Here is an 18,534-nt window from a genome sequence, read left to right as displayed (position 1 = left end):
GGCAATATGGGAAGGGAGAAAGGTTTATTGTTCGCCGTAGGAGATAGCGAAGTAGTCAAAGGTTCTGGCAATGGCTGAGCCGGCATTATTGAAGAACTTAATATCAAATCCTTCAGCAGTGCTGTTACTCTGCTCAAACCTGTCGCCGGCCTGCATTCCCTGGCCTGTTATGCCAACAGAAGCAGGAGCCAGAAACGCCCGATTGTACTTAACGGACAAACCAGCAGCAGGACAGGCAATGCCAACGCCGCGCTCTATCCTGTCGGGAGCATCAGCAATCAGCTTCAGGCCTGCAATGGTGCCAACTGCGCTTTCATCTTCAGTAGACAGCGATACGCGAATTCTGAAGGCTCTTGCCCTGAACTCACCGACAAGAAACTGAGTCCATTCAGACCATTTAGCCGAACTACTGGCAGGATCATCATCAGTCTGCGACACCTCATAAATCAATGAAGTGTTGCCGGGGTCTTGACCATCGAACATAGGCCAGTCGTCTATCTTATCCGTTCGATCATCAATGAGGTCGGGCAAGTAAACTGATCCATCCATTTGCAGGGTTAGACGAACAGTAAAGGCTGCCTTCAGGTCGATAGGCTCATCCATCACATAATATGCACCGCTACCGCTTAACGTCAGCGTACCTTGATCTATAACAACGCCATGACTTTCACCAGGCCATGTTTTAGGCTCGTCACGCTCTACAATCCGGTTGTAGTTGAGCATATTGCCGAGATTGGATACCACTATTGCCGCCGTTTCAGACCATTTTGAGAAAGCGTTTACAGCCTTGACCATATACGTTCCAGACAACAACGGAACATTGGCAAGCGTAGCGTTACCCGGCAAGCGATCAGTGAGTTTTACACCTGCCTCCCATGTTGCCGCACTGCCAGTGTGATAAGTCCAACGCACCTGAATAGAGCCACCGGTCAACACCGTTGGATCATTCATTAAATCCCAAGAGAGCAAGGCAATGGTTGAAGAGATAGCCCGAAACTGAGCGCCTGTAATATTGTCTGGCGCACGCTCCAAGCCCTGCACTGTCACCAATGTTTGAGCGTAAGGCGATGAGACACCTGCAAGACGCGCCCGAACTCGAAAATAATAGTCACCGGGAGCAAGGCTCGTCAGTATTGCACTGGTAGCCGCACCAGAATAACCACCTGACCATTCATCAGACGACAATAGCCGATATTCCAGCTCGTAAGACTGCGCCAGATCGTCACCAGCCTTCCAGCTAACTGCTATTGATTGTTGAAGTGTTGCGCCTGCGCCCACAATTGACTCAACCGCTTTCAAGTCTTTTGGAGCCATTAACCCTGAAATACTGCCGCTATCTTCTGCCCATGGGGAGAAATACGCCCCAGAGGTTGAAACCGCTCTTACCTTAACGGTATAAGCTCCCGGCAATACGACAGGTAACAGATACTCTGTACCTTGGGTAATCGTTCTCAGGTCAATGTTGCCTGCATTATCAATCAAATGAAGCTCATAACCTGATGTAAACTGAGAAGCGCCGCCAGACTGCCAAGAGACAAGCCCGGATGATGCTGCATTCTGTGGCGTTACATTGAAGACAAGGTTTTTTGGTGCTGGCAGCTCTGCGCTCTTCCAGTCAAGCTCAGCAAAATCAGAAACCACATCACCCGCACGAGCACGAACCCTCAGCGAATAAACCCCAGGCTCACAAGCTGGCACCTGCCACTCACGAGTAGACACGCTACCACCTGCCCATAGGACGCCATTTTTACGCATCTCAACATCAAATGATTGTCCTGCACCCATCCAGCTCAAAACGCCTGCTGTCGTTGAGTCTTTCTCTGTTGGATCCACTTTTAGATTTACTGGAACTGTGACAGCTTCAACAGTAAATGAGCCAACACGCCAGCCGGTCACTGATCCAAATGGCGGCTCTGCCTTTACCCTGATTTCATGCTGACCATGCGCCAAGCCTTCAACCCAACAAGATACAGAACTTGTTTTTGTGACTGGTAGCCAAGCATTACCGGAGAAAGGTCGAGTCTCTACCGTAAAAATAACCGTATCAAGGTCAAAGGAGTCCAGCCTTTCTACCTGCCACTTGATCAAAGCTCTTGCAGGATAAGCTGTAACATCAACTGACTCTGCTGAGATTTCGGTAATTTCCAATGTTGGAATCGAGCTGATATACCAATACTCATAAGGATCAGATACCACACCGTAAGCATTTTCAGCCGTGATAATGGCTCTGAATTGACCGTCAGTAGGCACAGTAAAACGGTATCGAGTTGAAGTAGTTTCACCGCTTGCGACTGTTTCAGCTATCCAGTTTTCGCCATCAGCTTTCATGCGGTCAACAGTCACATAGTAGCGTTGCACCGATCCGGGGAAAGGATGACTCCAAGTAAGCTCTGCTATCCAGTCACCGAACTGCTGAAATTCTGCAATCTGCCCGTTAGAAGGTGGGTCAATATCGCCTGCACCTGGCAGCGTTGTTGATGGCGGTCTTGATGGAACCGCACCAATGTAGTCGCCCCACAATTCAGCGAAGTCTTCTCGCAAAGTAAGAGCAACGCCTTTCTTGGTATCAAACTCCCAAGACTCCACCATAAAGGGGTGATTAAAGCCGATAGTTGGCGTATTCAGCCGAATAATGCGCCCAACTTTTGCAGGAAAAGCCCGAAAATTAAAAGGGGCTTTCAGTGTCAGCAGTCTATGCCGGTTTAGCTCCAACGATGCAAGCCGCTGTGCCTGATCTGAAGATTGAACAAACTCAAGGTCAAAGTCGTCCTCAAGCTCTTCACCATCTTCCAGCAAGTAACGCTCGCTGCCCACCTCTGGAAAATCAGCAGACTGGTAGCCTGAAAGCGCATCGGTATAAGAGCCTTTGATAATGTTGGCAAGGTCTCTACGTTCAGGCATTGGCGTTATTTCGACATCGCCAATAATGTCAGCCTCAGTCAGCTCTAAAACAGGCTCGCCGTAATAGGTTGCCACATAGAGGGAAAATCTACCGTATTGATAAACCAGCTTGCCGCCGCAAGTCTGCAATAGCCGCTCTAATATTTCTGAGTGTGCCTCATCGTAATCATAAGCGCCGCCAGCCGTATAACGGTTTTCGTTTGCACCTGCCGCTGTAACTACTGGCTCATTACAGACAATTCTTGCAGCTTCAAATGATTCAAGGTCAATCTCTAAGTCTGCTGCTTCGAGATCGTTTCTCAGATACCGCAATATCACATCAGATGAGAGTGAAGGGGCTTGCTGACTATCTATGCGCTCTGAAGCATCAAGCAGAAAAGAAAATTCAGGGAAACCGTTTGGATAGAGCTTTTTGTCATCTCTAAGATGGATATGTGCAAGAACAATTCCATTGCCGATCATATCATTTGACCAACCTGCAGATTGCAGAGTTGGTAAATGGCTTACATCGGTTTGCCCACCATCGTAGACAGCAATATTTATCCCATTTCCGTTATAGGTAAAATATGAGCCTCCCGCCGTTGATCTGCGAGTCAGATTGATCTTGTGCTCATCTTTCAGGAAATAGGGAGCATCATTGATAACGGCTTTTCCTGAATATTTGTGACCAGCCAGAGCAAGCACAACATGAAGCCATCCACCGACACCAGTAGCATGAACAGCAACGCCAGAAACCAGCGTTTTACCAAGAACCCCAACCATGGGAATCATCGCGCCGCGCACAACCTGCCGCCGATGTTCTGGCGCTGTGCCTTTGCTGCTTTTCCTGCCCGGATTCAATACCGCAGCAGGAGAAGAAAACCCCATAACGGAATTAATCAGCAGCGAAGAAGGGGCAGAACTGGCACTGACCACGCTATCAACAACAGAAGGCAGCATAATTAACTTGCTCTCAAATTAAATTCTGTTTTCTTTCCAGCAAAGGTTATTTCTCGCTTTGCTGTATCAGATACGTACTTAAAAACACGGTCGCCCGGATGCCTGGCATTCTGTGACTCATCGTTAAACCGGTCAGAACGCTTTTTATCCCAGTCTTCAAAGCGGTTTGAGGCCTTTACCTTGATAGAGTTCTGCTTTCCCGTCTTGACCTTTGCGTCAATGATCTTGCCTCTAAAAACAATCTCAGAAGCTTCTGGCTGATGATCATCATCCAACGACACAAGCCAGACAGTTACAGGCCGCCCATGGTATCGAGCACGCATCACCTCACCTCGTAGCGAGTCGTCAAAGCCTGATAAGGTGATATCTATCTGAGTTGGAGAATTACCGGAGTTTTCCTTAATCGTTCCGATCTCTCCAAGAGCGCCAACACCTGAGAATGTCATTCCATCAAGAGTAAGATCACCAAGACTGGTATGGAATCGAGCGGTTATCTCAGGCCATTGGATTTCAACAGCAAAAGCCAGTCGCACATCATCACGCGCCAAGGCTGTTTCTAATGGCGTTGTCATTGACGTATAACCTCTACGAAGTTGAGCGTCACATTACCTATCAATGACTGCCTCTGAGTTTTACTGCCTGAATCTTTTTCAAGCCTGAAAATGGCTGACGGGTTATCTGTGATTACCTGGCTGTTATTGGGTGGAGCTTTTCGCAATGCTGGCTCAAATCGCAATGAAGTTTTTCCATAGCTATCTGTGAAGGCATCAGCAATCATGCGTTTAAGCTCACCGTTAACCTCAAAGTAATCACCGGTTTTCAGGTACTCAACAGATGGCGTTGCATCCTTAACCATCAGAACGCGCCCCAACTGCCCAGCACCGTCAACCGTAGCATTACCACCAACGCCAGCTCTAGCTATGGCGTGATCGGTAATCTTGATCCGGTTAGCCGCACCTCTGAGCTGAAGCAACGTAATTTCAAGCAACCGCAGCCTCTCAGCTCCAAGCTTTGAAAATTTGAGCTTTGCTTTCCACTTTGCGCCGGGAACTTCCATTGTCTGAGAATCACCAGTAAACGGACTCTCAAAAAAGCGAGTTACCGCCTCAAGATAGAACTCATTTTCTTGAGGTATAAGCTCGCTAGGCCAGTTATAAATATCAGCCATTACCGACCTCGTATTGATCTTGAGAGAACGCCACCCGCGTTAAGATCGCTCAGAATCATGTTGAACACCTGAGCCGATATGTTTTCAGCCAGATACTCATCATTGGATTGACTCGCACCGGACTCGACAACGATTTGAGGCGATAGGGTAATGGCATTAACGCCACCTTTGCCGCCCTGATCCAGCTTATGATTTGGCGTAACCGAGCCTGCACCGTTACCGGGAACCGTTAAGACTTCGGGGCCAAACTCACCAACCAGATAAGAAGAGCCGCCCATTACCTGACCACCGTGGGAGCGACTGCCCGCCAGAGTTGAGCTTGCCGCAGCAATTGCCGATGCTGCCATTGGCGTTGCTGCTGCCGTAGCTGCTGCTGCCGCTGCCGGAGCCATAGCAGGGCCGACTATTGGAATAGCCGCTGTAGAGGTGAACGCATTAAGCGCAGCCATTGCCGTTTGTGCGGTCGCCTCACCAGTGACAGCCGTCACATAACCCGTTGCAGCAGTTAAGCCCAGCGTCTTTTCCAGTGCAGCAAGCACGACTTTCTGAGCGCCGATCTCAATCAACGCTGCAATCATTGACTTGGCTAGACCTGAAGCGACTCCTGCCATGGCATCGCCGAAGTCTTCACCGTCAACAATGGCATCAGCCGTTGCGTTGGCAAACCCTTCGGTAAAGTTTGTGAAGACATTGCCCCACATACCCTCAAAGGTTTGCATTTGTGCTTCAGCGTCTTCTATGAATAGCTGAAGGTTTGATTTATCGTTTTCTAACCTTGCTTCAGCAAGCTCTGCATGTTGCGCCGAATAATTGTTACCAATGGCAATCATTCCGTCAGAGTATTCTTGCTCGCTGATCAGTCTTTGCTCTCGGTATGAATCGAGCTTTGCTAATTCCTGCTGCTCTTTTTCATCCAGAAGGGCTACTTCATCAAGGTTTCTTTGCTTGATGGTATCAAGCCATTGAGAGGCCGATTCTTTCTGCATTGCAAGCTGCCTTGCCGCCCTTTCTGCCTCTTTGTCTTCCTTGTCTTGAGCGCCTGTATCGCTGCCACCGGTTTTCTTGATGCTGGTTTCTGTGCTGGTTGTGGAGATTTCAACATCAACCGCCACTTTGTCTTGCTCGGTTTTCAGTAGCTTCTTGGTATCCGCTACCCTTGCCTTGATTTCATCGAGCTTTTGAGACTCTTCATCAAGCCTGCCCTGAGCAAACAGCCCACCCATACCGCCATCTTCAACAGTTTGTTTGAGGTTGTTTACAAGGTCTTGCTGCTTTGTCAGTTCAATATTGAGGCGATTCAATGAAGCCTGAGCGGTCATTACATCCCAGTTTTTAAAGCCTTCACCGACGTCACTGGCTGTCTCTGACAAGGCATCAAGGAATTTGACGAAAAACGAAGAACCGCCAATCTGTTTATCAAGCTCTGCAACAGCGTTACCGAAGTTGGTGGTCAGTGCTTCGGATGCCTGACCAATGGTGCGCGGCATTTTGCCGAACTCTTCATTGACGTACTCGGTTTGAGACATTAAAGCTTCAAACACCTTATCAGCAGTCAGCTCGCCATCCAGCATGGCTGCACGCATTTCGCCCATGCTCATATTCATACCGCGAGCCATGGCGCGGGCAACTTCCGGAGTGTTTTCAATGATACTGTTGAACTCTTCAGCTCTCAGAACACCGCCAGCCATTGCCTGCCCAAACTGGCGCATAGCTGCAGACATTTCTTCAGAAGAAGACGCGCCAATAATGCCAAGCTTATTCAGGTTTTCAGTCAGCTTGATAATGTCAGCATCGGACTTACCAAGTTCGCCAAGGGTTTGATCAAGGTTTTCCCATAGCCCGATAGTTGTCTTAAGGTCTGAACCTGTTTTGATTGCGATATCAGTCAGGGCTTTGTATTTAACCTTCCCATCCACTGCACTGTTAGCAAGCCGCTCGACTCGCTTTTGCAACAGGTTAAAACTGTCAGCAGTCTTTAAAACGCCAATAGCCGCCTGCACTGTGAAATATCCAGCAATGGCACCACCTGCAGCCTTGACTGATCCAGCCAGCTTGTCTGATGCCTGCTCGGTTCTGGCTGACTGTTTTTCAAGTCCTTTTAGTTCGCGCTCGGCCTGTTTTGTGCCTTTCGACTCAACGCGAATCTGTAAGTTGGCTGTTTCGCTCATGTTTCACCAGGCATAAAAAAACCCGGTAAAGACCGGGCTTGTTTAAATCTTTGCTGTTTGTGATTACTGCGTTGTTACCTTGGTTTCAGGCAATACCGTTCCCGCAGTAGCGTAGCTTTCTACAACGCCGTTTTTCATAACAACTGTCAGAGATGAACCCGTACTTTCCATAGAAGCAGGATTAAACATGCTGTAGCTGCTTTGCCCATACATATACAGCCATGTTTCACGGCCTTCACTATCACTCATGGTTGAATAAGGCTGACCAAAGGCCAGAAAAATATCTTCTTTTGTGGTTTTGCCTTTTTCGATTTGAGCAACAGAAACCTGATTGATCGGCCTGCCAACTTCAGAGGTAGTAGTACAGCCAGCCAAAACAGCAGCAATAAGCAAAATACAGAATCGTTTCATTGAATTGTCCATTCAGTACAAATAGAAATTATATCCTGCTGAATGCTACCGACAGTCGTTGTATAACTGCAACCTCCCAGGCTCTTATATTGACCTTGGTCAGCTTTGCCCAGTGGTAAATCTCTGTGTAAGTAATCGCGCCTTTTGTCGCATTGTGCAGCGAGTAGAACCAACCAATAATATATTCAAGCTCTGACGGCTTTTCTGGCTGCTCCTGTAACTGTTTTGGCTTTATCCCTGTAGATTCGTATACCTTGAGCAAGTGAGCCTTTAACGGGCTTTTGTCGCCTTTTGGCGGCTTTATCAAAACCGCCTCAGCTTCAGCCCACTTGATAAGCCGGTCTATTTTTTTTTAAGAAAGTTCAGCCGGTTTGTTATAAAGCTATCCAAACTCTGAGCAATTGCCGGAGAGTTGCGTAGCAGCTCCATAACATTCGCTTTGTTGAACTCTTTCTTAAATGACCAGCCAGCCACAAGCGCGGCTTTGGTTTCCAGCTCTCGGCTTTTCAGGATTGCTTGCCGATCCTGTGAAACCTGCAAAAGATCATTAGCGGCCTTCTCCATTTCAGTAGGAGTGCTGCCGCCTTCCAGCGCTTTCGTCTTGTAAACGCTCGTAGTTACTTCAATCGCCAGAAGCTGCTGCTGAGTCTCAGCCAGTGCAGCCTCATAAGCATCAGAATCAATGCCGTAGACCTCTATCCATTCACCGGAATCAGCACCGTCAATGGTGTAAAGCTTTAAGCGTTGAGGCGTGTTACAGGCCGGTTTTGTATAGAAGTCTTCCGGAGTCATTACGCTGCAGCCCTTACAATTTTCAGGTTAGTTTGCTCGGTTGTGTCATAGAGTGCCTGAAATTCCATGCTCAGAACGACTGGCCCCGTTCCGCTCACCTCTGGCGCACCAGAACCAAACTTGATTCTTGGCAAGGTAAACGTATAGCTACCACCATCACCCGCCAGAGTGAAAGCAACCGCAAGCTCTGTCTCATTGATAAAGTGATCAACCATGCTGCTGTCTTCAAAATACACAGACATGGAGCCGGTCAGGTTGCTTCGCCCGATACTTGGCTGCAATGTTTCATCAGAGCCAACCACGAACAGAGCTTCAAGCCCGTTTTCAAGCGATAGCTCGATGGAGGTAACAACACCGGACTCAGCACCGTTAACCGTCAGGCCACCCGAGAACGAATCAAAAGGAATGTTGGTGGTTGCTGCGTCATAGGTTGCACCGGTAACGATAGCGGTATCAGTCGCCATGCCCTTACCGATGGCGGTTAGCGTACCTGTTACCATGGCATTAGGCGCAACGGACAGGCTCAGAGCATTAAGCTCTACACCCGTGAAGCGGTGATACTGCCCAATGTCTGAGAAGTGTCGTTCAATGGTAAAGCTTCGACGGGTAACGCCGGTTTTCAGTTCATCGTTTGCCCAGGTGCCGCACAACACCGCTTCAAGGAAATCATCAAAGCTGGCATAACTGAACTCAAAACTGATATCGCCGCCAACCTGTTTGTTGCCATGCTTGAAAGCTGCAAGCTGGCGATCAGAGCGCAGTTCTTCAGACTGGATTGTCTCTTTACTGAGAGCCAGCGAGGTTGAAGTGTGGCGAATCGGTTTTAACTCTGGTGTATCTGGTGTTTGCCCATAGGAAGGCTCTGCCACATACGCCATCGAATGACGCGCACCGGTAGCAATGGTCATTGTTAATAATCCTGTAAGGGAAAGATCAGCGTTGAGAGTACGAACGCCAATTGATTGTGAGAGTGAGCCGATACCAGCCGTTTTCTACTCTGCCACCAGTGCGGCTTGAGCTGGTTATCTGTACTGCTTGCCCGTTGTGACTCAGAAGCAGGCCGTTTTTAAAGTGCCGTTGCACTTGGTCAGCGTAGCTGTGAAGCTCTGCCCAGCCTTCACCGGTAGGCGCGTATGCATCGACTTGATAGAAGCCTGTTGACTCATCAAGACCACCATCGCCCAGCGTTGAGCCGACAGTTTCAGCAGGAATAAACATTACCGCCAGCCATGCGCCAACTTTATCGGGAGGTGTTACATTCTCCCAGGCTATCGGCAAGCCAAGATCAAGCCCGGTTAAATGACTGCTGAGAGCGGAATAAACAGGAGAAAGCATTAGATTTTATTCTCCTTGACTGCTTTACGAATCAGACTGCTGATTCTCGCCATATTGCGCCTGACCATTCCTTTTGGTGCCTGATCAGAGTGACCGTACTCAATAGCCAGCGCATAGGGGAGGTTGTTGGTGAGGTATAGCGTTTGATCGTCGTTTGACTGATTAACCGCTTTGACTGCAAGAGCTACTGTACCGCCGCCGTTCCCGTCATAGATATCAAGCTGACCGCTTGCCGGGTTGTCGGTTGTCGCTTGCCAGTTACCCTTTAAACGACCTTCGTCAACCGGAGTATCAAGAATCACGCTCTTGAATAGCTCGATGGTTGCCGCTTTGCGAGTATCCCCGCAGGCAGCGATAGCATCTGACTTGAACGAGCTGACGACACCGGAAAAGCTCTTTTTGGTCATCGCCTCACCTGCACCTGATAAACCAGAGGAACGCCAGCCGGGTTAACTTCATCAATGCTGACAATCTGCCAGTCACCATCAACTGATCTCACCTTGTCGCCTTTTTGGGGCTTGTGACTGGTATCCAGTAATAACAGCTTGTCACCCTGAACAATGGTGGATCCATCTATCAGGCTGCTTTTGTACGAAGTGAGCAAACCGTTAAACGTCAGTTCTTCGGTAGTGCCTGGAATCGGTTTACCTTCAACCGGATCAAAGCCGCCGCTCGTTTCCCGAAGCAAAACAACGGATTGCCCGAACTTCTTCAGCAGCTTGATAACGGTTTGAGCTTTGTCCTGATAGAACTTACTCATCGGCGCGACACCATAAAGCCGGAAGCAGTCAGCAGAAGAGGGCGAATCATTGCCTTGGCTTTAGTTGGTTGCGGTATCACCGCACCTGAGCCGGTTTCGGCGTATTCCATCTCAATAGCACCCTCTACCTTTTCCTTGATAACTTCTCGGCCTTCGCCCGTTGGCAGTAAATCAACCGATTGGCTATCAATGGCAAGCTGACACTCAGCATTGATAATCAGCGCCGGCACCTGATCGGAGGGCAGATAAAAGCCATCGAAAACCGCACCACTGCGAGGCCAGCTATCAGCCTGCATCGGATCAGCGCGAGAGCCTTTGTACTGCTGCACCTCTAGCCAGTCATGCGCCACGGTCAACAATTCCAGACAATCACTTTCAGACTCAGGCACGCTTAGCCCTCTGGCTGTGGCGTATTCCCTGAGCTGTTCAACTGTTGCGTATGGCATGAGTCAATCGGGAGCGGTTAACCCGCCCCCGTTCCGGTTAGCTGCCGGTTTTACCAGTGGTGATCAGAACGCCTGCACAGTCTTTGTGACTGGTGGCGATCTTCTTCCAGTTGGCTGCAGTGGCGATCGCTGCATCCGTTGGGCTGTTGACGTCAGTCTTAGCCCACTGAAAGCCTTTCACGCCCACAATGAACTCATACTCACCCTGCATCATGCGTTGGATGTTTTCGCGCCCGGTGGTTTCAGTGGTGACAAAGGAAGTCAGACCAGAAGCCTGCACCGCAACACCGCCAGCCACCAAGCCGAGAGTATGCAGAAGCTCATCTTCAACCAGAGCAGGGATATCAGACACCACATAACGACGACCCAAACCGCCATCAAAGACGTTAATGTCTCCGATAGTGTAAAGACGGTTGTCGTTGTTCAGTGCTTCACCGATCAGCTCATGGAAGCCGATAGAGTGCATCAGGTAAGCAGTGATCAGAGCAGAACGGTCGCCCAGCTTGGCATTACCACGATTCAGCTCTGCCAGAGTCAGAGGAACACCGCCGGCAGTAGCGACACTGTGAGCCAGCTCTGTAACAGAACCGATTGCGGCCTTGGCAGCAGCAGCAGAAGTATTGAGCTGATCGCGGATGATACCCTCAGCAGCCTGAGCGGATACGATCGCCGCCACTTCTTCAACGCTGGCACCGATTCGACGGTATTGGGTGTCAGTCATCTTGACCGGCCCGATACGACCATCGACTTTGATGGAACGCTTGAGCAGTTGGTTCAGCTCAACCGCAGTCACGGCCTTATCAGCGTGAGCATTACGACGAGCAGCCAGACCAGCAATTGCCGCCCAGCTTGCTTCTTCAACGTAATCACCGATAACGGACTCGTTACCCATGATGAGCGCACCGCCAGAAGCTTCGTTAAACTTCTGTACTTCTTGATCAACCATTTCGGTTGCAGTGTCGCGCACCTGGCGATTGAAAATTTCGAGAGTTGCCATGGTTGTTTAACCCCAGTTTTTGGACTTGATAGATTGCAAGGCGCGATCTTTCATAGAGCCGCCTTGTGTATTTCCACCGCCCTGAGCGTTGGAACTGGGAGCCTGACCCCCGCTTGCTTTGCTGCCGATGATGACCGGTGCATAAGCTTCGTTGCTGACAAACTCTTTCTTGAGGTCGTCAATGGTTGCCGCGCTCGGTTTGCCCTCGGCATCGAGTACACGGGTTACATGCTTACCGTCCTGCATCTCTACAGATAAACGGCCTTTGATATGCGGCATCATCAAGGCAGGAGAAACGCTAATCTCTGTTGCCATTGCCTGAGCTACGTTATCAACCAGCATGGTTTTAAGGCTATTGCTCATGCCTTCGTTGATTGCTGTCAATTCAGCTTCACGGGCTGCCAGCTTTTCAGACCAGCTTTTTTCCAGTACAGCTACATCACCAGACTTACGAGCTGCTTCGTCTGCTGCTTCCTGAGCGGCTTTGTCTGCTGCTGCTTTGGCGTCTTTCTGCTCCTTGAGCTTTGCCAGCAATTCAGCGTTTTTAGCCTTCAGGCCGCTGGTGTCTTCCATTTCTGGCAGACCATCAACCGCTAACTGGTAGCCGCTGTCTGTTTTCTGGTACATGGCTGCTGTTGCTTCTTCCATGCCTTCCAGTGAATCAACTTTAAACTTGAGCATCATTAACCCTTGGTCGTTTGATGTTTGCCGCCTTGCAGCAGATACAAAAAAGCCCCGGATAACCGAGGCTCGTTTTAGCGTGACAAGTCACGAATTGAATTTATTGATTGGTTAAGCTGTCACAACTTCAAGACGCTGCTCCCAGTATTTCAAAAGCTCGCTGTAATTCTGCCAGTCTTGAAAGTTGGCCTCACTTTGAGCTTTATCTATCAAGCCTCTCAGGAAGCCAATAATCCGTTCTTTCTGAGTCACAATCCCGCCCGCTTAAACACTTCAGGAGCAATATCGCGCATCTGCTCAAGCGTCAGTGGTCGAAAGTTCTTATCAAGCTGCAACTTTGCAAACTGATCAGCATTAAGACCACCATTCTTAAACAATTTCGCTCTATCGTTACCCAAGACGCCATCAATAAAGCTCTCAGGCTGTCTTTTTAACCATGAGTAGTACGATTCATCAGCCGAGACATAACCGCCCTTAGAGGCTCTTGTTTGTCCTTCTGAGAGCCAGTCGTATTTTTCAGACAAAACAGGAATCGTTGTAGACCGGCATCTAATATGAAGCGGAGGCGTTGGCCCCTTACCAAAATCAAATACACGACCATCCAGAGAGCGGCAGGTTGCAGAAGTTCGACTGTCCAAAGTTGCATTGAACTGGTAAGCCGTTATCACATCCTGATTCGCTTCCCACGTTAACTGTCGGGTAGTGCTGGCAACGTGCTGTATTGCTGTTCTGGCAATGGCATCAGCAGAGCGCCGAGAGGTTTCAAGCATTCCGTTTCTGTACTGCATTGACCGGGTGCCAAGAATGGCGTCAATCAATTCTCTGTTTGTTCGGCCTTCAAGGTAAGCCTGAGTCACAGCGTTATTGATTCGCTGTATTTCTGGCTTGATCCAATCCTTGATAAACGACTCTAGCAGCAGCTCACCGCTATAGCCTTTGACCATTAAAGCCCGGTTGCGGGTTTTGCTCCACAGTGCAGAAGCGTCCACCGTTGCAAATGTCAGGCTTTCAGGAGCAACAGACGATAGCGCGGCTATTTCCATATTCGCCGCTTCTGGTGCCAGCAGCTCAAGCCGGTTATTCAGCTCTGTAGCGTAATCGCCCAGGATAGAAGACATTGCTTGCTCAAGCTCTTTCTGCAGAGCCTTTAAGCGAGCTTTGGTATCAATATTCTCAGCCGCAGCAATAGAAGCCCTTAACTCCTTTTGGAGCATCTTAAAGACTTTATTCTGATTGGTGGCTTCTGAGGATTTGAGCTGTTCTATGAGGGTTTGAAACTTGATCGCATTATCAATCATAGAGGCATGACGACAGTCTCACAGACAACGCACTGAGTACCGATACCTTCAACGACTTGCATCAACGACGAACCGCAGCCGCACTTCCAGACGAGCTGAACCCTTCCGTCGTAAGGAATCCAAGTACCGTTGGGTGTTAGCTTCGGTAGCGTCTTTTGTCGTTTCTGCTCTCGCCGAGCATTCAGGTCAGATACGTTTTCCATCAGATAATTATGGATGAATTACGCCGATAAAGGAACCGGCTCGTTTTCAAGATCTGCGTCTATCTCTTCGTCCGTTCTTTCCGGATCAACGATTTCAAACTTACGCAGCAAAGCCCGAATGTCTGACTTGGCAACAGTGCCGGACTGCCAAAGCTGAACCAGTGCAAGTAAGTCCTGAGCCGTTAACTGAGCGGTCACAAAGTCTCGGCTGATCTCATACCAAGTATCGCCAGTGACGCCCATGTATTGAGCGCACCATTGCAGGCACTTGGTAACGGCTGCTGATACGTTGGCACAACAGAGAGCCAGAACAGAATAAGCTGATTTATCGCTGCTGTTGGTTGCTGTGGCGGTGACGTTAACACCGGGCAACATCAGACGCGCACCCAGCTTAATCATCTGTTCCTCTTTGTGCTTCATCAGCTCAAGGGGGAGGCTGTTCGGGCTTGCCTGCAGCAGTTTCGCATCAGCACCAGTAGGCAGGGCAATACCACCACGAACACCAAGATACACTTGGTCTTTGATGTTGTTGTCATACCATGTTTGATTCAGGCCAATCATTGCCAGTGTTGGCTGGCCAGCGATAAACGAACCTTCTTCAAGGTCTGCTGAGTTGCGATAGTGGGCAATGTTCAACTGCGCCAGATCAGCAAGGGGAGCCTGATCAAAATCAGTATCGTTATTCTCAGCACCAACAAAAGTAAACGGGATCTCTTGCCAATATTTGCCACTGACATCCGTAGGAAGAAAGCTGTCTACCTCTTCAAAGCCTTTCCGAGACTTTTCAAAGATACGAACCTGATAAACACCGTCGATCAGCTCAAGCACTCTGTAACGAATGCTGTCGCAGTGTTTGAAATCCCCAGGCTTTCTCGTTGTCGATTGTTCTTTCAGTACAACCAGAGATAAACGGGTAACGCCGTCTACGGTTTCCGTATCCCAGTTGATAATCTGGCGTGGATGATAGCGGAGAATGGTAGCGCCTTTGCCTGCACTCTCGGCCTTGCTCATGCTGCCAGACGTTGCAGGGTAATCGACCAGTAAGCCAGCTCTGCCCAGTGAGGCAACATGGCTTAGAGTTTTCTGAACAACCTGCTCTAACCCTATGCCTTCACCGTTAGCATTATCGGTCAGGTACTCAAGGTTAGAAGGTAGTTCAGCCGTTGGGTCTTTGGCGAAAGCAACACCCATCAACCCTGAGCGAGTTCTGCCCGTAGCGTTAAAGTATGAAGCTCTCAGCTTGTACTGACTGTTGCGCTCTGTGTTCTGCTCAGTGATATCGTGCCGGTTTAGCTTTGGCAGATAGTTATCGCCACCTTTCTTGATTGCCTGCTCACCTTCGCAAGCATCATCAATCATCTGCCAGAGGCGTAGCTTGTCGCCATCAATACGACAGTAATCAACCTGTTGCGTCATAAAGCAAAACCAATGTTGAAGTTTGTGATCGGTCGAATAACCGGATATTCATAAGCGATGAAGTAGCCGCCAGCGTCGGGAGCGTGATCATTGTCTGATGACTTGTCAGGCTCGCCATTGTCACCCCATACCTGCTGCTCAATGCACTCTGTATAAACAGGGCATTTGTCAGTGTTGATCAGATAACGCCGCTCACCGTCCGCATTGCAGAACATGGCGTTCATTGCGTTGATACGATCTTTTACCGCAGGGTTGGCAGGATTGGCACAGACAGAAAAACCGGCCTGTTCCAGCAAACTGATATCAGTCTCAGAGGCGTTAACTGACTTCCTGTTCTTACCACTGGCGTCCGGATAAATCAGAATCGAACGCTCAGAGCCATACTTTGACTGAATGACCTGGATCATTTCACGGGTATCGAATCCGTTAACGATCTCTTCAACCGCTCTCGGCAATCCTTCCCGCTTTACATGGACAACAGCCGCCATCTTGCCCACGTTAAAATCCATACCAATGAATAAAGGCTCTTGGCCTTCTATCCTGTCGTTGCAGTGGTTTAGCTTGCGGTCAAACTGGTTGTAGATCGTGCCTGCATTCAGGTTAACGAACTCACCCAGAAGATAAGCGTCGATCAGTTGCCCAGGGTAAGACTCACGCAGAGAAGAAATATAATCCGGAGGTAGAAAGTCCTGATTCTCATAGGTGCTGGCTTGAACTAGTCCATAAGATGCGCCGGGCTGCTTCTTGAATCGCTGATAGGTAAACTTGAAACCTTCCGGAGTGGTTGTAACACCGATACCGTTAACGACACCGGGAGCAACCAGACGCAAACGGGCAATGATTTTATTCCATGCCTGCTCAGCCTTCTTGCCGTTCATTACGTCCAGCTCATCACACAAAGCGCGGGCAATCTTAAAGCCAACAATGTTTGCTGGATTGTCCATCGTCCTGCAAATGATCGTCCCGTAATAAATCCGGCCTAAATATAAATCGACTTCCTTGTTGCTCTCCCTGATACGAGTTCGCATACCAAGAAGCTCTGCAGCTTCCGTAATCGTCGGGTAGAAGATATCGCGTATCAGTGGATACGTTGGAGCAAAGTACCCTTGAGCAAGCTTTGGGTGAGCCATTGCAAAGGTGCAAAGATCAAGACAGCCTGCAAACGTCTTACCAGAACCGAAGCCGCCAACATAAGCTCTAAACTTCTTTTCCATCGACAGAAAGCGATGCTGAGCATTGCTCAGGCTTAACTGGCTCTCTGACATTGAAAACTACCTGTATCGGCTTGGCTGTATCCTCTTCGCCTGTCGTGGTTCCGAGCATCTTATTCATTTCAGACACCGCAGAGACAACCGCTGATAAGTTATTAGGCCGTAGATTCTCATTCTGATCTTTGTATGTTGATAGACCAGACTCGGTAACAGATTGGAGAATCCTTAGCCTTTGCTCTACCGTTATCGTGAAAGCTTCCTGAGCCTTTTTCTGCTGCTCCTGAAGCCTTTCTTTGATATTAAGTTTTGTTAAGTTTTGCGCCCCGACAACTGTTGCTGTCTTTTTGCTGTAACCCGCAGCTATAGCGGCCTGCGTAGCGTTTCCACCGTTGGCAATGTACTCACGGCAAAACGCTTCCTGTTTTGGAGATAGCTTTGCCATACGTCAGTACCTTACCTGCGCCTCATCTCATCAAGAATCGTTTCAAGTATGACAAGGCGTTTGTCGAGCTTGTCTACTAGATCAATGATGGCCTTTTGATCGTTAACCTTAACCTTTAGAGCTTTCAGCTCAGTCCAGAAGTAAAACAACAACAGGCTGAGGGCTGGCGATATTGTCTGAGCAACATCAAGCAGCACCTTCCATTCCATTACTTCAGCTCCGGTAAGTCATCGCGCTTGAGTGACTTAATGATTTCCTCTGCCAGCTTGTCGTCAAGCTCGTTAGTGGTCATCTTTGCCAGCTTACGCAGCGAATAGGCGATGATCTGAGATAAGAACCGCTCACCGATAATGGCAAAGGCAATCTTTCCGACAATAGCCTTCAGGCTGTTAAGCAGCAGGCTCCAAATTATTCCGCCCATTTCCCTGTCCTCATCATTTCAGCCAGTCGAATAGACCGCTTGCCCACTTGATTAGCCCAACGACTATCAAGCATTTCCATAGCCGCTTCGTCATACTCGCCCGCCCGAATACAAGACAGGGTTTTACTGAATCTTAAAAGACCACTGACGCCCATATTGAACGCCATATCAATCAGCACTGCTCGCCGGACTTCATCCAGACAAAACATGAAAGTGAGCTTCTTCTCAAGCTCAATCGTTACCTGAGAGATATCATTTGAAAGCAGGGTTTCAGCTTCCTGATTGCTAATCCCTCTGTCTTCAATGTTACGCCCGTAGCCAATTGTCAGCTTGTTTGAGGTGCAACGGTACGGTTTAAGCCGCAGACCTTCATGCAGCTTGATCAATTCAACTACGTTCATTTTTCACAAACCAAAAAAAAAGCCCCAACCGATAACGGAAGGGGCTGGATGAAATTGGTAGCAGGGGATGGAATCGAACCACCGTATTGCAGCTTATGAGACTGCCGAGAAACCACTTCTCAACCCTGCTAAAAAAACTCCCCAGCCTGAACCGGTTGCCAGTAGCAGGAGGGGAGTCATATTCATGGAATCGCCATGAAACGATAGTCATATTCGTAAGGCTTGCTGATGCGTTAACGGGTCGCCAGTCCGATCTATCCCATCTCATCAAGAGCACATGAAGGGAAAAGTCGCCTTGTCATGCCTGCACTGGGTAGCAGGTACACCATCATCCCCGCGATTCGTCGCCACGATAACCAGGCTAACCATATTCTTCAGGCAATGGCCTGTAGGATTTTGGTTCAACCGGTAACGCTTGGGGAAGGAAGCGACAGAGAGCAAAGCAGGGGAAGGAGGCGACAAAAACGAGCAGCAGGAGAAATAAAAACATACCGCTCCTTTTGTCTTGCTATAAACAAAAAAACCTCAGTGAAAAATCACCGAG

At 49.0% G+C, this 18,534-nt stretch carries 23 protein-coding genes and 1 tRNA gene; all 24 read right to left on the bottom strand.

The window, feature by feature from the left end:
• Positions 1-24: 24 nt before the first annotated feature.
• The 24 genes from Q1B11_RS02510 to Q1B11_RS02395 all read right to left on the bottom strand — a co-directional run bounded on the left by Q1B11_RS02510 (position 25) and on the right by Q1B11_RS02395 (position 18,120).
• The gene (locus Q1B11_RS02510; RefSeq protein WP_299726870.1) at positions 25-3,840 is read right to left on the bottom strand and encodes a hypothetical protein; all 3,816 of its coding nucleotides are present in this window, start codon (positions 3,838-3,840) and stop codon (positions 25-27) included.
• Between the two features lie 2 nt (positions 3,841-3,842).
• Positions 3,843-4,412, bottom strand: coding sequence for a DUF2163 domain-containing protein (locus Q1B11_RS02505; RefSeq protein ID WP_299726866.1), 570 nt, complete (start codon positions 4,410-4,412; stop codon positions 3,843-3,845).
• Positions 4,409-5,008 (bottom strand): hypothetical protein, encoded by a 600-nt coding sequence (locus Q1B11_RS02500; RefSeq protein WP_299726863.1) that lies wholly within the window; start codon positions 5,006-5,008, stop codon positions 4,409-4,411. The genes Q1B11_RS02505 and Q1B11_RS02500 overlap by 4 nt, the downstream gene beginning before the upstream one ends.
• Positions 5,008-7,176 carry a tape measure protein gene (locus tag Q1B11_RS02495; protein ID WP_299726860.1) on the bottom strand — a complete coding sequence of 723 codons (2,169 nt, stop codon included), beginning with the start codon at positions 7,174-7,176 and terminating at the stop codon, positions 5,008-5,010. Before Q1B11_RS02495 ends, Q1B11_RS02500 begins: the two co-directional genes overlap by 1 nt.
• A gap of 63 nt (positions 7,177-7,239) precedes the next feature.
• Positions 7,240-7,587 carry a hypothetical protein gene (locus tag Q1B11_RS02490; protein WP_299726857.1) on the bottom strand — a complete coding sequence of 116 codons (348 nt, stop codon included), beginning with the start codon at positions 7,585-7,587 and terminating at the stop codon, positions 7,240-7,242.
• Positions 7,588-7,615: 28 nt separating this feature from the next.
• Positions 7,616-7,894 (bottom strand): hypothetical protein, encoded by a 279-nt coding sequence (locus Q1B11_RS02485; protein WP_299726854.1) that lies wholly within the window; start codon positions 7,892-7,894, stop codon positions 7,616-7,618.
• Positions 7,895-7,929: 35 nt separating this feature from the next.
• Positions 7,930-8,379: a phage tail assembly chaperone gene (locus Q1B11_RS02480; protein ID WP_299726851.1), complete on the bottom strand. Its 450-nt coding sequence runs from the start codon at positions 8,377-8,379 to the stop codon at positions 7,930-7,932.
• The gene (locus tag Q1B11_RS02475; RefSeq protein ID WP_299726848.1) at positions 8,379-9,287 is read right to left on the bottom strand and encodes a phage tail tube protein; all 909 of its coding nucleotides are present in this window, start codon (positions 9,285-9,287) and stop codon (positions 8,379-8,381) included. Before Q1B11_RS02475 ends, Q1B11_RS02480 begins: the two co-directional genes overlap by 1 nt.
• A 25-nt stretch (positions 9,288-9,312) precedes the next feature.
• On the bottom strand, positions 9,313-9,714 hold the full coding sequence (locus Q1B11_RS02470; protein ID WP_299726845.1) for a phage tail terminator-like protein: 402 nt from the start codon (positions 9,712-9,714) through the stop codon (positions 9,313-9,315).
• Positions 9,714-10,121: a hypothetical protein gene (locus tag Q1B11_RS02465; RefSeq protein WP_299726842.1), complete on the bottom strand. Its 408-nt coding sequence runs from the start codon at positions 10,119-10,121 to the stop codon at positions 9,714-9,716. Before Q1B11_RS02465 ends, Q1B11_RS02470 begins: the two co-directional genes overlap by 1 nt.
• The gene (locus tag Q1B11_RS02460) at positions 10,118-10,474 is read right to left on the bottom strand and encodes a hypothetical protein (RefSeq protein WP_299726839.1); all 357 of its coding nucleotides are present in this window, start codon (positions 10,472-10,474) and stop codon (positions 10,118-10,120) included. The genes Q1B11_RS02465 and Q1B11_RS02460 overlap by 4 nt, the downstream gene beginning before the upstream one ends.
• Positions 10,471-10,920, bottom strand: a complete 450-nt coding sequence (locus Q1B11_RS02455; RefSeq protein ID WP_299726836.1) for a DnaT-like ssDNA-binding protein — start codon at positions 10,918-10,920, stop codon at positions 10,471-10,473. Before Q1B11_RS02455 ends, Q1B11_RS02460 begins: the two co-directional genes overlap by 4 nt.
• 37 nt (positions 10,921-10,957) lie before the next feature.
• Entirely contained in the window at positions 10,958-11,917 is a 960-nt protein-coding gene (locus tag Q1B11_RS02450) for a major capsid protein (RefSeq protein ID WP_299726833.1), read from the bottom strand.
• A gap of 6 nt (positions 11,918-11,923) precedes the next feature.
• Positions 11,924-12,598 (bottom strand): hypothetical protein, encoded by a 675-nt coding sequence (locus Q1B11_RS02445; protein WP_299726830.1) that lies wholly within the window; start codon positions 12,596-12,598, stop codon positions 11,924-11,926.
• A gap of 111 nt (positions 12,599-12,709) precedes the next feature.
• Positions 12,710-12,850 carry a hypothetical protein gene (locus tag Q1B11_RS02440; RefSeq protein WP_299726827.1) on the bottom strand — a complete coding sequence of 47 codons (141 nt, stop codon included), beginning with the start codon at positions 12,848-12,850 and terminating at the stop codon, positions 12,710-12,712.
• Positions 12,847-13,896, bottom strand: coding sequence for a minor capsid protein (locus Q1B11_RS02435; protein WP_299726824.1), 1,050 nt, complete (start codon positions 13,894-13,896; stop codon positions 12,847-12,849). The genes Q1B11_RS02440 and Q1B11_RS02435 overlap by 4 nt, the downstream gene beginning before the upstream one ends.
• Entirely contained in the window at positions 13,893-14,099 is a 207-nt protein-coding gene (locus tag Q1B11_RS02430; protein WP_299726821.1) for a hypothetical protein, read from the bottom strand. The genes Q1B11_RS02435 and Q1B11_RS02430 overlap by 4 nt, the downstream gene beginning before the upstream one ends.
• Positions 14,100-14,117: 18 nt before the next feature.
• A complete protein-coding gene (locus Q1B11_RS02425; protein ID WP_299726818.1) occupies positions 14,118-15,515 on the bottom strand; it encodes a DUF4055 domain-containing protein in 1,398 nt (465 codons plus the stop codon).
• Positions 15,512-16,780, bottom strand: coding sequence for a phage terminase large subunit (locus tag Q1B11_RS02420; protein WP_299726815.1), 1,269 nt, complete (start codon positions 16,778-16,780; stop codon positions 15,512-15,514). Before Q1B11_RS02420 ends, Q1B11_RS02425 begins: the two co-directional genes overlap by 4 nt.
• Positions 16,713-17,168, bottom strand: a complete 456-nt coding sequence (locus Q1B11_RS02415; RefSeq protein ID WP_299726812.1) for a terminase small subunit — start codon at positions 17,166-17,168, stop codon at positions 16,713-16,715. The genes Q1B11_RS02420 and Q1B11_RS02415 overlap by 68 nt, the downstream gene beginning before the upstream one ends.
• Before the next feature lie 11 nt (positions 17,169-17,179).
• Complete coding sequence (locus tag Q1B11_RS02410; RefSeq protein WP_299726809.1) at positions 17,180-17,377, bottom strand: hypothetical protein; 198 nt, start codon at positions 17,375-17,377, stop codon at positions 17,180-17,182.
• Positions 17,377-17,589, bottom strand: a complete 213-nt coding sequence (locus Q1B11_RS02405; protein ID WP_299726806.1) for a hypothetical protein — start codon at positions 17,587-17,589, stop codon at positions 17,377-17,379. The genes Q1B11_RS02410 and Q1B11_RS02405 overlap by 1 nt, the downstream gene beginning before the upstream one ends.
• Positions 17,577-17,990, bottom strand: coding sequence for a glycoside hydrolase family protein (locus Q1B11_RS02400; protein ID WP_299726803.1), 414 nt, complete (start codon positions 17,988-17,990; stop codon positions 17,577-17,579). Before Q1B11_RS02400 ends, Q1B11_RS02405 begins: the two co-directional genes overlap by 13 nt.
• Positions 17,991-18,045: 55 nt before the next feature.
• Positions 18,046-18,120 (bottom strand) — tRNA-Met (locus Q1B11_RS02395).
• Between the last annotated feature and the right edge of the window lie 414 nt (positions 18,121-18,534).

This window comes from uncultured Endozoicomonas sp., from assembly GCF_947495845.1.
GTDB lineage: Bacteria > Pseudomonadota > Gammaproteobacteria > Pseudomonadales > Endozoicomonadaceae > Endozoicomonas.
Note: the sequence above shows the minus strand (reverse complement) of the source record. Positions and strands in the feature narration are given on the sequence as shown.

Coding starts and splice junctions, on each gene's coding strand:
- Q1B11_RS02510 (WP_299726870.1), bottom strand. CDS start 3,840: ATGCTGCCTTCTGTTGTTGATAGCGTGGTCAGTGCCAGTTCTGCCCCT.
- Q1B11_RS02505 (WP_299726866.1), bottom strand. CDS start 4,412: ATGACAACGCCATTAGAAACAGCCTTGGCGCGTGATGATGTGCGACTG.
- Q1B11_RS02500 (WP_299726863.1), bottom strand. CDS start 5,008: ATGGCTGATATTTATAACTGGCCTAGCGAGCTTATACCTCAAGAAAAT.
- Q1B11_RS02495 (WP_299726860.1), bottom strand. CDS start 7,176: ATGAGCGAAACAGCCAACTTACAGATTCGCGTTGAGTCGAAAGGCACA.
- Q1B11_RS02490 (WP_299726857.1), bottom strand. CDS start 7,587: ATGAAACGATTCTGTATTTTGCTTATTGCTGCTGTTTTGGCTGGCTGT.
- Q1B11_RS02480 (WP_299726851.1), bottom strand. CDS start 8,379: ATGACTCCGGAAGACTTCTATACAAAACCGGCCTGTAACACGCCTCAA.
- Q1B11_RS02475 (WP_299726848.1), bottom strand. CDS start 9,287: ATGACCATTGCTACCGGTGCGCGTCATTCGATGGCGTATGTGGCAGAG.
- Q1B11_RS02470 (WP_299726845.1), bottom strand. CDS start 9,714: ATGCTTTCTCCTGTTTATTCCGCTCTCAGCAGTCATTTAACCGGGCTT.
- Q1B11_RS02465 (WP_299726842.1), bottom strand. CDS start 10,121: ATGACCAAAAAGAGCTTTTCCGGTGTCGTCAGCTCGTTCAAGTCAGAT.
- Q1B11_RS02460 (WP_299726839.1), bottom strand. CDS start 10,474: ATGAGTAAGTTCTATCAGGACAAAGCTCAAACCGTTATCAAGCTGCTG.
- Q1B11_RS02455 (WP_299726836.1), bottom strand. CDS start 10,920: ATGCCATACGCAACAGTTGAACAGCTCAGGGAATACGCCACAGCCAGA.
- Q1B11_RS02450 (WP_299726833.1), bottom strand. CDS start 11,917: ATGGCAACTCTCGAAATTTTCAATCGCCAGGTGCGCGACACTGCAACC.
- Q1B11_RS02445 (WP_299726830.1), bottom strand. CDS start 12,598: ATGCTCAAGTTTAAAGTTGATTCACTGGAAGGCATGGAAGAAGCAACA.
- Q1B11_RS02435 (WP_299726824.1), bottom strand. CDS start 13,896: ATGATTGATAATGCGATCAAGTTTCAAACCCTCATAGAACAGCTCAAA.
- Q1B11_RS02430 (WP_299726821.1), bottom strand. CDS start 14,099: ATGGAAAACGTATCTGACCTGAATGCTCGGCGAGAGCAGAAACGACAA.
- Q1B11_RS02425 (WP_299726818.1), bottom strand. CDS start 15,515: ATGACGCAACAGGTTGATTACTGTCGTATTGATGGCGACAAGCTACGC.
- Q1B11_RS02420 (WP_299726815.1), bottom strand. CDS start 16,780: ATGTCAGAGAGCCAGTTAAGCCTGAGCAATGCTCAGCATCGCTTTCTG.
- Q1B11_RS02415 (WP_299726812.1), bottom strand. CDS start 17,168: ATGGCAAAGCTATCTCCAAAACAGGAAGCGTTTTGCCGTGAGTACATT.
- Q1B11_RS02410 (WP_299726809.1), bottom strand. CDS start 17,377: ATGGAATGGAAGGTGCTGCTTGATGTTGCTCAGACAATATCGCCAGCC.
- Q1B11_RS02405 (WP_299726806.1), bottom strand. CDS start 17,589: ATGGGCGGAATAATTTGGAGCCTGCTGCTTAACAGCCTGAAGGCTATT.
- Q1B11_RS02400 (WP_299726803.1), bottom strand. CDS start 17,990: ATGAACGTAGTTGAATTGATCAAGCTGCATGAAGGTCTGCGGCTTAAA.